This is a genomic window from Lysinibacillus louembei, assembly GCF_033880585.1.
Taxonomy (GTDB): Bacteria; Bacillota; Bacilli; order Bacillales_A; family Planococcaceae; genus Metasolibacillus; species Metasolibacillus louembei.
In genome coordinates this window covers 736,713-749,173 of the sequence record NZ_CP137624.1, presented here as the reverse complement: position 1 = coordinate 749,173, position 12,461 = coordinate 736,713, and the positions used below count along the sequence as shown (strand labels likewise).

The 12,461-nt window shown below is 36.8% G+C and carries 10 protein-coding genes; 7 read left to right on the top strand and 3 right to left on the bottom strand.

Annotation, left to right across the window (positions count from 1 at the left end):
• From R6U77_RS03615 to R6U77_RS03605, 3 genes are read left to right on the top strand one after another with little or no spacing between them, the layout of a single operon-like run.
• Complete coding sequence (locus R6U77_RS03615) at positions 1 to 1,215, top strand: ABC transporter permease (protein WP_319837481.1); 1,215 nt, start codon at positions 1 to 3, stop codon at positions 1,213 to 1,215.
• 13 nt (positions 1,216 to 1,228) lie between these two features.
• Positions 1,229 to 2,131 carry an ABC transporter ATP-binding protein gene (locus tag R6U77_RS03610; protein WP_319837480.1) on the top strand — a complete coding sequence of 301 codons (903 nt, stop codon included), beginning with the start codon at positions 1,229 to 1,231 and terminating at the stop codon, positions 2,129 to 2,131.
• 42 nt (positions 2,132 to 2,173) lie between these two features.
• Positions 2,174 to 2,752: a type 1 glutamine amidotransferase family protein gene (locus tag R6U77_RS03605; RefSeq protein ID WP_319837479.1), complete on the top strand. Its 579-nt coding sequence runs from the start codon at positions 2,174 to 2,176 to the stop codon at positions 2,750 to 2,752.
• 69 nt (positions 2,753 to 2,821) lie between these two features.
• Here R6U77_RS03605 and ahpF read toward each other — a convergent pair whose 3' ends face one another.
• Both ahpF and ahpC read right to left on the bottom strand, forming a co-directional pair.
• The gene (gene ahpF, locus R6U77_RS03600) at positions 2,822 to 4,351 is read right to left on the bottom strand and encodes an alkyl hydroperoxide reductase subunit F (protein WP_319837478.1); all 1,530 of its coding nucleotides are present in this window, start codon (positions 4,349 to 4,351) and stop codon (positions 2,822 to 2,824) included.
• Between the two features lie 150 nt (positions 4,352 to 4,501).
• Positions 4,502 to 5,065 (bottom strand): alkyl hydroperoxide reductase subunit C, encoded by a 564-nt coding sequence (gene ahpC, locus R6U77_RS03595; protein WP_319837477.1) that lies wholly within the window; start codon positions 5,063 to 5,065, stop codon positions 4,502 to 4,504.
• A 577-nt stretch (positions 5,066 to 5,642) separates the two neighbouring features.
• Here ahpC and R6U77_RS03590 point away from each other — a divergent pair.
• From R6U77_RS03590 to dinD, 4 genes are all read left to right on the top strand, one after another.
• Positions 5,643 to 6,881 (top strand): polysaccharide deacetylase family protein, encoded by a 1,239-nt coding sequence (locus R6U77_RS03590; RefSeq protein ID WP_319837476.1) that lies wholly within the window; start codon positions 5,643 to 5,645, stop codon positions 6,879 to 6,881.
• A 20-nt stretch (positions 6,882 to 6,901) separates the two neighbouring features.
• Positions 6,902 to 7,399 carry a sigma-70 family RNA polymerase sigma factor gene (locus tag R6U77_RS03585; protein WP_319837475.1) on the top strand — a complete coding sequence of 166 codons (498 nt, stop codon included), beginning with the start codon at positions 6,902 to 6,904 and terminating at the stop codon, positions 7,397 to 7,399.
• On the top strand, positions 7,396 to 8,466 hold the full coding sequence (locus R6U77_RS03580; RefSeq protein ID WP_319837474.1) for a S26 family signal peptidase: 1,071 nt from the start codon (positions 7,396 to 7,398) through the stop codon (positions 8,464 to 8,466). The genes R6U77_RS03585 and R6U77_RS03580 overlap by 4 nt, the downstream gene beginning before the upstream one ends.
• Positions 8,467 to 9,346: 880 nt before the next feature.
• Positions 9,347 to 10,189: a DNA damage-inducible protein D gene (gene dinD, locus R6U77_RS03575; RefSeq protein ID WP_319837473.1), complete on the top strand. Its 843-nt coding sequence runs from the start codon at positions 9,347 to 9,349 to the stop codon at positions 10,187 to 10,189.
• A 784-nt stretch (positions 10,190 to 10,973) separates the two neighbouring features.
• Here dinD and R6U77_RS03570 read toward each other — a convergent pair.
• Positions 10,974 to 12,431: a helix-turn-helix domain-containing protein gene (locus R6U77_RS03570; protein ID WP_319837472.1), complete on the bottom strand. Its 1,458-nt coding sequence runs from the start codon at positions 12,429 to 12,431 to the stop codon at positions 10,974 to 10,976.
• Between the last annotated feature and the right edge of the window lie 30 nt (positions 12,432 to 12,461).

Genomic DNA, 12,461 nt, shown 5'->3' with positions numbered 1-12,461 from the left:
ATGTGGGCATATTTTAAATTCGAGCTTGTGCAGTTTTTTACGAATAAGAAAAATATCGCAATCTACGTATTGTTATTATTCGCTGCTTTATTTTATGCAATTAAAATCGCACCTGCCTATGATCCCATTGAGCAGGTAGATGTTGATGAAATTGAGGCACGCTATTTAACGAGAGAGACGTTTATTAATCATATGGCTGGGAAGGACTTGCGATTTGTGCATCCAGCTGTGAGAGAGGCATTACAAATGTTCAATGATATTAATCCATTGGATGCCGATCGTTTAGAGAGCTTGGAAAGTGGCGATTTACAAAAATATGCTACTGCAACAAGTAGCTGGTATTATATTACAAATGCCTACACACAACATAGTGGCAATCTTTACTATAATCCGCGTTACTACACATATGGTAGCCAGTATGCCGATGCCGATGCTTATTATGCTTATTTGGAAGCTGCTAAACGTTACGAGGAGTTTGCACAAGCAGAGTATGAGCTATCAATTAATTTATTTGAGCAAAGAACAGCATGGCAAACAGTAGAACGCTTAATGAAAGGTGTACTACCAATCGTTTTGATTGTTTGTGCATTGCTGTTAGCAGTAGATATTGTAACAAAGGATCGCTTGCATCCAACGCTGTTAAAGGGCTTTCCAATTGCTGATTGGAAAAGGCTGTTGATTAAAGGATTGGTAGCCTTTGTTGGTAGTCTTGTTTTATTCGTGCCACTCGCTATTGGATTTTTAATTGTAGGTATGCAATTCGGCTTCGGTTATCTCGACATTCCGGTGCCACAATACATTGTTAACTATAAAGAACAACAGCAACAAGGCATCTTTACAGTAATATCTTTAGCAGTCTTTTTAGGACAATGTATTCAGCTGTTATTGCTATGGTTTATGGCGATTATTACGCTTGTATTATTATTCAGTGTTGTACTGCGCAATGAAGTAATTAATTTAGGAATTGGCCTTGTGATTATTTTCGCGGAATATTTCTACTTTAGTCGAGGTGTTGGCTTCTTATGGCATATTGAAAATTACCCAACATCGTATATGCAAATTGGACAAATTGTATCTAAATTACGCAATTACTATTACGACACAGAAATAATGTCAGCACAGCTAGGAATGAGGCTGTTAGCGATTTATATAGTAGTTATGCTAGTCATTACGCTATGTATCTCACTTAATAAACGTTTTAAATTGGTGAAGTAGGAGGGGAATGGAATTGATTGAACTACAAAATATTAAGCTAAGCTTTGGCGAGAAAAAGGTATTAGATAACATTAGCAATACCTTTCAGCAAGGGGAAGTAATTGGTCTTGTTGCACCTAATGGAACAGGAAAATCTACATTGATGAATGTGATGATGAATTATGCAACACCAAATAGTGGGAAAGTAGTCTTTAAAAATAATTTAACTTATTCAAGCAAAGCGAATGAAGTGAAAATCCATCAATTGATTTCAATGATGCCTGATCAAAGTGATTTGTACAATCATTTAAGCGGTCGTGACCATTTAAAAATTTATTGTACAATGTGGAATTCAGATCCAAAGCTCATTGACACAACGATTGAAGCCTTGAACATGGGGCATTATGTCAATAAAAAAGCTGGTACATACTCATTAGGGATGCGCCAACGTTTATGCTTTGCAATGCAAATTGTTGCCAACACAGAAATTATGTTAATGGATGAAGTGATGAACGGACTTGACCCGATTAACGTAGAAATTATTTCAGGTGTGTTAATGGAGAAGAAGGCTGAAGGTAAGCTTATCGTCATTGCCTCACATTTACTCGATAACTTAGAAAAATATGCAGACCGTATCTTTTTATTTAAGGATGGTCAGCTAATTGATGTCGATGAAGTTGTTAATGGCTTTAGTGGAACTGCTATGACAACGGTACGTGTGAAAAACATGTCAGAGGATATGAAGGCAGCATTCCAAGTACGTTATCCAAACTTGCGCGTCCAAACATTAGTCAATGATATGACGCTGCTAACACTAGATAAAAAAGATGCAGAAACTCTTGGCGAGATGGCTATTCATCTAGCTGAACTAGAAATAAACGATTTCACATTTGGTAAGGTAACATTGAATGATTTGTATGCGATGTATTATGGGTAAGTAAAGGGGAAGTATCATAAATATAATAGGAGGAGGGTGTGTATGAAAAAAGAGGTGCTGGTATTTATTTCGGAGGGCTATGCTGACTGGGAAGGTGCATATATTTGCTCAGAGCTAAATAAGCCAGAAACAGAGTTCGCTGTAAAAACGTTAGCTATTAGCAACATACCTGTAAAATCAATGGGTGGTTTTAGTGTTGTACCTGATTATTCTATTGATGAACTCCCTCCACATTTTGAAATGCTCATTTTGATTGGTGGCACATCTTGGGCTAAAGGTGAAAATAATCGCATTCAAGTTGTTATTGACATTTGTTTAAATAAAAACATTCCTGTTGCAGCAATATGTGATGCTTGTACTTTTTTAGCTGATAAAGGCTACTTAAATAATATTGAACATACAGGAAATTCAGTTACCTATTTGGAGAAATTCGCACCTCATTATAAAGGAACACAGCATTTTGTTGAGAAGCAGGTAGTGTCAGCGGATGGATTTATTACAGCGAATGGGACAGCGGCGGTAGAGTTTGCAAAAGAAGTGCTGAGCTACTTACATGTAATGGAGCCCGACGTTTTAGAAGAGTGGTATCAATTATTTAAAGTCGGGTTTTATCAAAAATAAAAGAGATTAACCTTAGAAAAACAATAAATAGGTGGCAGAGAAGCAGTGCTTTTCTGTCACCTATAATTTTTAGTTACGAATCAAATAATCAAATGCGCCAAGTGCAGCTGTTGCACCAGAGCCCATTGAAATAATAATTTGCTTATAGGCACTATCTGTACAATCACCTGCTGCGAATACGCCAGGGACGCTTGTTGCGCCATGTCGATCAACAACGATTTCACCAAAGCGTGTACGCTCAAATTCCTCGCCTAACCATTCTGTGTTTGGTACAAGACCGATTAAAATGAAGACACCTTGTACGTCAATGTGGCGCTCCTCACCTGATTCACGCTCTACATATGTTAAGCCGTTCACTTTATCTGTCCCTGTAATTTCCTTGGTTTGGGCGTTTGTTACAACCGTTACGTTCGGTAAGCTAAACAGGCGTTTTTGTAAAACTTCATCCGCCTTTAATTCGGCGTTGAATTCAATGACTGTTACGCTCTTTACGATACCTGCTAAATCAATAGCAGCCTCGATACCAGAGTTCCCCCCACCGATTACCGCTACATCTTTACCTGCGAATAATGGACCGTCACAGTGTGGGCAGTAGGCAACACCTTTATTTTTGAATTCAGCTTCACCAGGAACGCCAACATTGCGCCAGCGAGCGCCTGTTGATAAAATAACCGTTTTACTTTTTAATACGGCACCGTTTTCAAGCTCGACTTCAATTAAATCTTTCTTTTCTAAACGTGTTGCACGCTGTGTATTCATAATATCTACTGGATAGTCCTTCACATGCTCTTCAAGACCTGCTACAACGCGTGGTCCTTCTGTATGTGTTGTACCGATAATATTTTCGATTGATAATGTATCGTTTACTTGACCGCCGAAGCGCTCTGCTACAAGACCTGTACGAATACCTTTACGCGCTGCATAAACAGCGGCACTTGCACCAGCAGGGCCACCGCCAACAACTAATACGTCGAACGGTTCTTTGTTTTCGAATTCAGCAGCATCTGGGCCGCCACCTAGCTTACCCAAAATCTCTTCTAATGTCATACGACCGCTACCAAATGGCTCACCATTTAAATAAACAGTCGGCACAGCCATGATGTCCTTGCTTTCTACCTCTTCCTTAAATGCTGCACCATCAATCATCGTATGAGAAATATTTGGATTCAATACGCTCATAATGTTCAGTGCTTGTACAACGTCAGGACAGTTGTGACAGCTTAAGCTAATATATGTTTCAAAGCGATATTCGCCTTGAATCGCTTTCACTTGGTCAATAACAGCTTGCTCTACTTTTGGTGCGCGACCACTTACTTGTAATAAAGCTAAAACAAGTGATGTGAACTCGTGACCTAGTGGAACGCCTGCGAAGACGATACCAGTTGCTTCGTTTGCACGGTCTACCGTAAAGCTAGGTGTGCGAGCAAGTGTTGTATTTTCTACTGTAATACGCGAAGACATTGTTTTTAGTTCATTTACTAGTTCAAGCATTTCTTTAGAAACGCTATCATCACCAGCGCTTACTTTTAGTACAATATCACCCTCCATTAATTCTAAATATTGGGCTAATTGTGCTTTAATATCTGCATCTAATAACATCAGTAAAACTCCCTGTTTTAATAAATTTAAAAAGCTCCAGAACTATTAAAAGGCAAAAAAAAATCAACATGGCCTTTTATATATTAAAAAAATAGCTGTCTGGAAAGTGGTGTGTTAGCCTACTTTCCAGACAGCCTTTGTTTTTGTTGCTTAGATTTTACCTACTAATTCAAGGCTTGGTTTTAATGTAGCAGAACCTTCTTGCCATTTAGCTGGGCAAACTTCGCCTGGATTGTTGCGTACATATTGTGCTGCTTTAATTTTGTTTACTAATGTGCTTGCATCGCGACCAATACCGTCAGCATTGATTTCAACAGTTTGTACAACACCATCTGGATCGATGATGAATGTACCACGGTTAGCAAGACCAGATTCTTCATCCAACACATCAAAGATTCTAGAAATATTGTGAGATGGGTCACCAATCATGATGTACTCGATTTTGCCGATTGCTTCAGAAGAATCGTGCCATGCTTTATGTGTAAAGTGTGTGTCAGTTGATACAGAGTATACTTCAACACCTAGTTCTTTTAGAGTTGCATATTGGTTTTGTAAATCTTCTAATTCAGTTGGGCAAACGAATGTGAAGTCTGCTGGGTAGAAGCAAACAACGCTCCATTGACCTTGGAAGTTTTCTGAAGATACGTCGATGAATTCACCTTTTTGGAAAGCTTGAGCTTGGAATTCTTCTATTTTTTTGCCGATTAATGCCATGATAAATTTCCTCCTTGTTTATGAAAAAACTACAATCACTATTCTACACGAAGCGCCTCCAAATGAGAAATGAAATGCATTATAGACATGCTAAAAGGCGTTGGAGCCATATGTAGCAAGCTTAACAATGACAATGAATGTCAAGCATATTACATACATAAATGCGCTTTATTAATAGTTATTGCTTTTTTATAATAATTATTGCTTACGACTAAAATTATGGTGGAAAACCATCTATTCTGTCAAGGTTATGGTAGCCAAAAACGAGTGGTTTATACAGAAAGTTTGGAAATTGTTCATAATTGGCGATATTTTGCTGAAAGCTCTTGAATCAGTAAGTGCAGGCAGGGAGAGCGGCAAATAAATCTGAGAACTCGCAAATATAAAAGAGAAAGTCGCAAATAAATCCGAGAGTTCGCAAATAAAAAGGGAAAGTCGCAAATAAATTTGAGAACTCGCAAATATCTCAGAGAAGCTATAAATAAAAGAGTCCCTAAAAATTTTCCAATTATTTTTTGAAACTATTTTTTCATTTCTCCGTCTGTACGGTGCTTAAATGACAGAGGGAGGTAAAATGATGAGAAAAGTTTATATAAATGGGCTGTTACTTGTTGGCTTAGTTATATTGATTATAGTTATTTATACGAAATGGATTTCAGTTGAAACGGAGGCATTTGCACAAGGCTTTCAAGCTGAGGAGAGAAAATTTATCATATTGCAGGAGCGTCAGCCAATTTATATGAAAGACACGGCATTCCTGAAAATAGGTGAGATAGAGGCGAATCAGCCTTTTGCTATTATCGGCGAAGATGAGGCTTATTATGAGCTACGATTAGGGAAAATGACTGTCTTTGTCCGCAAAGGGCAAGCGATTGTTGAAAAAAAGAAAGTAATGACAGCAGTACATACAGAGCAGCATGCTGCAATCAAAACACAACAAAAAACCATTGTTTATGATGCAGCTAATTTGCAGAGTGCAACGTTAATGTATTTAGAAGAGGGCTATCGTTATCCTGTAGTACAAGAGGAAAAAGATTGGTATATCGTAAACATAGGGGAGCGATTAGGGTATGTGTCTAAACGATCCGTTGCTCTCGATGAAGGGCTACCAGTACTTGTATATCATCATATTTTGCCAAAAAGCTTAATGAAAACGACAGCAAGTACAATTTCGCTAGAGGCTTTTGAACAGCAAATGGACTACTTAGCGGATAATAAATTTAAAACATTGATGGCAAATCAATTTTATGATTATTTGGAAGGACGCCTTGTTGTACCAACAAATGCGCTATTAATTACATTTGATGATGGTTTACTATCAACGAAGGAGTATGCCTATCCTATTTTAAAGCAACATGGCTTTACCGCGATTCAGCATATTATTTCCTCGCGTGTAAATAGGGCGCAAGAGGGGCAAGTATTCGATGCAGAAGGACCACTACAATTTTTCACAAATTCCGATTTGATAGAGCTAGCAGATGTCTTTCAGTTTGAAGCACATACGTATGATTTACATTCACTCAATGAGGGTATAGGAATTGCTTTAGAGCGCTCGGAGGAAGAAATTATAATGGATTTACAGCATAATCGACAACAAGTGCCAGACGCTATTTCGTTAGCTTATCCATATGGGCATTATAATGAGGAGTTTATGCGAGCAGCTAAAGAGGTAGGATTATTAATTGCCTTTACAACAGTGGAGGGTTATGCAAATATGAATGCTTCCAACTATGAAGTATGTAGATTTGGAATGACAGAGAAAAAATCATTCGAGCAATTTACCACTTACGTAAACGGTAACATGATATGGCAATAGAAAAGGGTGAGGTTTGACAAATGAATGACATTGACCAAATTATTGATGAGCATTCACGCTATTTAGTGCGTATCGCTTATTTATACGTAAAAAATTGGTCGACAGCTGAAGATATTGTGCAGGAAGTATTTGTTACATTTTTTCAAAAAAGCGAGCAATTTCGTCAGGAAGCGTCGTTAAAAACCTATTTAACTAAAGTGACAGCTAATCGCGCAAAGGATTATTTACGCTCGTGGAAGCATAAAAAAGACGTATTATTTGAAACGATTTTTACATCGACAAAGGGTATAGAGGAAATGATGTTAGAGCAGGAGCAGCTTGCAGCGCTCGAGAAAAATCTTTTTCAGCTACCATTAAAATATCGTGAGCCATTAATACTCTTTTATTATGATGAGCAGTCGATTGTAGAAATAGCAGACTATTTACAGCTCAATGAAAATACAGTGAAAACACGGCTGCGACGAGCGAAGCAGCAATTAAAAGAGTTTTTTGAAGAAGAGGAGGTCGAAAGCAATTGAGCGACTTTAAACGCAAGCTTGATAAAATGATGGGCGACACATCCATGCAGGAGAGACGAATAAAGCAACGTGTACATGAAAACTTGCGAGCGCCAGCGAAAAAGCCTTCTTGGCAAGTACCATTTGTAACCGCAGCAATCGCTGTAGTAGCGCTGTTTCTATTTATTACGTTTAACCCGATAGAGCAGCTTTCATCAAATGAAGGACCAGAAATCCCATATGATCCACTCGATGATTTAGCACAAATTTCTGCCTTGCAAAAAAAGCAGAAGCTATCTTCGATTCGCTATGAGGAATTGGCAGAGCTGCCGCATTTCGATAAAGTGGACGGAGTGCATTATGTCGATCGAGAAGCCTTTTCGTTAGAGGGAAGTACAAATACTTTCCATACAGTCATCGAACGCAAAGCGAATTTATATGATGGCGTCGTTTATAAGGTTGGTGACATTGTGCGTACAATGACAAATACGACGAGCCATTTGCCAACATATGCAGATGCTTATTATGAGGTGGTTGCTGTGCCAGGGGATCGGATTGTACTGAAAAATGGGCAATTAAAAGTAAATGGCAAGCAAGTGCAATCAGAAATTATGGACTATTATAAAGAAAATGGTGTAACAATTGTAGGTGGCTATGACCAGCTATTGAACGCACGCGAATATTTTTTAATTAATCATTTCCCCGCTAGTGAAACAGTACAAGCTGGAACAATTACACCTGTACACAAAATTTACGGTGAGGTTGTAGGGCTGGCAACAGAGGAAAATACAGAATCCATTTATTTAGCCAAGGAGGGAGCAAACAGCTACCCAGCAGAGCAACATTTTGATTTGTTTTTATATGATAGTCTTTTTGGTGATGGTGCATTGGCACAATCCATGTTAGATTCTTCAGTATCGATTACACGTATGGGCGAGCTATTTTTAGAGGCAGCCTATCGAAAGGTTTCGCCAATTGCTGATAATCAGGTAGAAGTGCGCTATCAATACAGGCGAGCAGGGGTTAGTGAGCATGTATTTCATATGGAGCAGCAGTCAAATACAGGGATATGGATAGTGAGTGAATGAAAAATAATAGGGATCTTACTATTTTGAGATTACTTCTATGATTTTCTGAAAAAGCTGTCTAAGAAGTCAGAAATTCCTTGAACAATTTAAAAGTGAAGGTAACAACGTTTAATCCAGTGTTTTTAAAATTTCAAAAAACATCCACACCTTTTCTAAATAGTGAATATTTCAATCAAAAAGCACAGCGTTGTTTGGAAAATGGTGTGATAGTCCATTTTTCAGTAGTTGTAGCCTGATCGTATTAATTTAGGATGTATTTTGTCACTTTCATATCAATTACATCGGACAGCATCATCAATAACCATAAACTTTATTAAAATTTCTATAAAATAGCTCACTAGGAAAATCCAGTGGGCTATTTTTTTCTAACCAAATGTAGAAAGTAAATTTATTTCCTCTTTTTTCAGATTCTTTGAAGCAATAAATGAAGGGAGGATGACGATGTGAGTTTATGAGAATGGGTAGTTAAAAATTAAAGGATTTTTTGAATATCGTCAGAACAACAGAGGATAAATAAGCAAGAAGTTTAGTTACTTGAAAACCAAACTTCAAGTAAGCATGACAAAACAGGATATTTAGAAAAAAGTGAATTAGGAAAATATTAACATACTGATAAAATCTTATAATTAAAAATAAGATTATTCAGCTAAATGGAAATCCCAATTATCTTATGAAATTTTGATTCAATATTTCATGGTAGTTTGGATTTTCTATTTATATTGATGTGAATTAAAGGACATAGGTATTATCAGAAATAGAACCAAGGGAAACAAGAGCAAAAGACATAAAACAATAATTTCTCTATAAAATAGCGTAGTATGTGTTTTTGTATTTTATTGTTTTATACTATATGTATAAGTAATCTAAAGGGGGATTTTTTATGAGTGATATTAAAAAATATGGTAGGTCTATGTTTGAAGAATATAAAAATATAAATGAGTATGAACAGGAGTTTTGGTATGCACGAGATATGCAACAAATCTTGCAATATACTCAATGGCGAAATTTTTTAAATGTTATTGAAAAGGCTAAAGTTGCATGTGAATCAAGTGGAAATATAATTAATGACCATTTTGCTGACGTCAGCAAAATGGTCCAACTCGGTTCTGGTGCAGAACGTGTAATAGAGGATATAATACTTTCAAGGTATGCTTGTTATTTAATTGTACAAAATGCAGATCCATCTAAAGAAGTTGTAGCATTAGGTCAAACATATTTTGCGATTCAAACAAGAAAGCAAGAACTTCAAGACGAGTTTGATTCTTTAAGTGAAGATAAAAAGCGTTTGGCTATTAGAAATGAGTTAAAAGAGCACAATAAATCACTAGCTGAGGCTGCACAAAATGCTGGAGTTGAAACACCAGCAGATTATGCTATATTTCAAAATTATGGATATAAAGGGTTGTATGGTGGGTTAGGACAGAAAGAAATCCATGCTAAAAAAGGATTGAAAAAGAGTCACAAGATTTTAGATCATATGGGAAGTACTGAACTTGCAGCAAATCTGTTTCGAGCAACTCAAACAGATGAAAAATTAAGAAGAGAAAACATTTCTTCAAAAGCAGAAGCCAATAAAACACATTTTGATGTTGGTATAAAAGTCAGAAAAACAATTGAAGAACTTGGTGGCACAATGCCTGAAGATTTACCAACACCTTCAAAAAGTATACAGCAGATTGAAAAGCAACAACAAAAGGGATTAATCTTTAAAAAAGAGGAATAATATTAGCAACCTAATAGATAAATTTAAAAACGTACTTACATTAGTCACGTAGAAGCTTTCCATTAACCAAATGCAAAATTATATAAATGGATGTTAAATAGATATCTATTATCAAGGTGCGTGTGACAAAAGCTAGGAGAAGTTGACTGTTTAATCTATGTGCAAGCGAATATATCCGAATATTTCGTGAATTAATGGTTTATATTATTTAATTTATTGTTGCACAAAGACCTAGATATTGGTTATGGTAAATTCTCTGTCAAGTAGATGGTTGAAATAAATAAGAAATGTTAAGCAGCTTGGGTCTAAGCTGCTTAAAAAATGTGATAATTGAAAGGGATTTCCTTCAAAACCTTACGTTATTATAAATAAAAAAGGGTGTGAAGCTTTTTCTAAAAATAAATGCTAGTAGTCTTTTGCATGCATTATTATTTATAGTAATAGCCCAACTTTTGCTTAATGTGTATCGATTGAACCGAGTGACGAATATAGAAATGTCAAAACTGATTCTGTGGGGTACACTGAGTATTGTTTTATTGATTCTCATCTGTAGTGTTATAAATATAAAGGTTTTGCAAAAATCAAAATGGAGTTACATAGGTATCTTTTTGTGGTTGCCTTATGCTTGTTTATTCGTTTATGTTTTTACGAAAGTATTCCCGATGACAAATGCATTTGATGTACCACCTGCAGCAATGGGATTGATTTTAATAGGAGTTAGTTTTTTGTATTTTATTTATGTCGCTCTTATTATTCTATTTGTTAATCGCAAGCAAATATCTCTTTAATTTTGCACTATTGGATTATTCGCTCGATAACGATACGGTGTTGTCCCTAAATGCTGCTTAAATACTTTAATAAAATAATTAACATCCTCAAAGCCATTTAACTGTGCGATTTCTGTAATCGCTAAATCCGTTTCTAGCAACGCCTTCGAAGCTGCTTGAATGCGCACATTTTGCACATAACGCTTAAAAGGAATGCCCTGTTTTTTAGAAAAGAGGGTACTTAAATAATTCGGGCTAATACCGAGCTGCTGAGCGACACTGTGCAAGTTCAACGTGCTATCGCTAAATTCACGCTGGATGAGCTCGATGGCTAACTCGCTGTAATCTGCCTTCAACTGCTCCTTCGACTTTTCCACAGCATCTATAAGCATTTGCGTAAACAGCATCATTTCCTGCAAAATCGAATATAAAATCGGCCCCTCCAAAATCAAGTGAAAAAGCTTGCGATAATCTGCCTCGATTGATGCTTGCTGCTGCAAATGATATTTCATCATATAGCGTCGCAATTGCGCAAGTACACTTGTTAAATGAATGCGTACATCATCATGATGATAAAATGTATCTGCCTTTGCGAGCTGATAAAGGAATGCTTTAATTGCACCTGTATCTCTCTCTTCCAAGCTATTAATCCATAGCTGCTGCTCCTCTGGTGTTAATAGTGGGTCAAGCCTCACAATTGAAAATTGCTCAGAGCTAAGGAAAATATGCTCATAGCCTTTGTAAAAGCGTTGAATCAACACTTTTTTTACCTCATCATACATTTCACGTATCGTGGCATTATCACCATCGTACAATGCAATATTCATATATTGTGAGCTGACGACATGCCATTCTTGAATCAGTAAACGGAGCTGCTTTAATAATTCGTCACGCCCTACATTTTCCACAACACAAATAATGCGATTTTGTAGAGGTAAAGCCGTCATTTGCTGGAACAAACGCAGCTCAATAAACCATTGATAAAGCTGTAAATTTGATTCAAAATGGGATGGCTCAATAATGAAAAAATGCTTTTCCTTTATATCAATAATTGTTGGCTTTTTTAAATATAAATCAACATATAGCTGGACATCCGTTGCGGCTGTTGTTGCTATAGGTCTAGCGCGATCAATATTTAAAGCGAGCAATGTTGTTTTTAACTGCTCTAATGGAATAGGCTTCACAAATAACTGGGCAGCTTGTAATTGAATGGCTTTTGCGGCATGCTGAAAAATCGGCTGTGCAGTTAATGCGACAATATGTGGCTGATAGCGTTGCAGCAGCTTTTCAATAGAAGGTGTCACCATTTCAATTTCAACGATGATGACATGTGGCTGCAATGTCTCCATAGAAATTTGTAACTGCGCTGTATCTTGCACATACTCCACCTCAACATGGCTAGGGAAGTAATTTTTTATATACCAGCTAATGCCTCGTGCCTCTTCAATATCTCGATCAATTAATAAAATACGCATGTTATCACCTTTAATAAATTCTATTTCTTA